Raw genomic sequence first — 469 nt, 5'->3', positions numbered from 1 at the left:
AACTTTACTTCTTCCAGATTGTTAAAGAACGAAACAGCTAATGATCTCTAAAAGATCAAACCTAAGCATCTATGCTTACGTTTGCACTTTCAAGATATTAAGTAGAGTGGTGGAGGATGACGGGATCGAACCGACGACCCCCTGCTTGCAAAGCAGGTGCTCTCCCAGCTGAGCTAATCCCCCAAGATGATACACGACCGCGTTGGTAGGGCTGGTTGGACTCGAACCAACGACCCCCGCGTTATCAACACGGTGCTCTAACCAGCTGAGCTACAGCCCCGACTTGGACACTGCTACTGTTTCTTCTAATTTCAACAGTCGATAAGAGTGGACGCTCAATGAGTGGGCTCCAGGCCCCGGTGCTACTCTAGAAAGGAGGTGATCCAGCCGCACCTTCCGATACGGCTACCTTGTTACGACTTCACCCCAGTCACGAATCCTACCGTGGTAAGCGCCCTCCTTGCGGTTA

Annotated in this window: 2 tRNA genes and 2 rRNA genes (1 of these 4 cut by a window edge); all 4 read right to left on the bottom strand. The window is 51.0% G+C overall.

What is annotated here, in order from left to right:
- A 23S ribosomal RNA gene (locus tag LMJ30_RS00020) occupies positions 1–81 on the bottom strand (its annotated part extends 414 nt beyond the left edge of the window); the annotation flags it as partial.
- A 26-nt stretch (positions 82–107) separates the two neighbouring features.
- Positions 108–183 (bottom strand) — tRNA-Ala (locus LMJ30_RS00015).
- A gap of 20 nt (positions 184–203) precedes the next feature.
- A tRNA-Ile gene (locus tag LMJ30_RS00010) sits at positions 204–280 on the bottom strand.
- Positions 281–371: 91 nt separating this feature from the next.
- A 16S ribosomal RNA gene (locus tag LMJ30_RS00005) occupies positions 372–469 on the bottom strand; the annotation flags it as partial.

It is taken from the genome of Massilia agrisoli, assembly GCF_020831365.1.
GTDB classification, from domain to species: Bacteria; Pseudomonadota; Gammaproteobacteria; order Burkholderiales; family Burkholderiaceae_D; genus Telluria_A; species Telluria_A agrisoli.
This window is presented reverse-complemented; position numbering and strand designations above follow the sequence as displayed.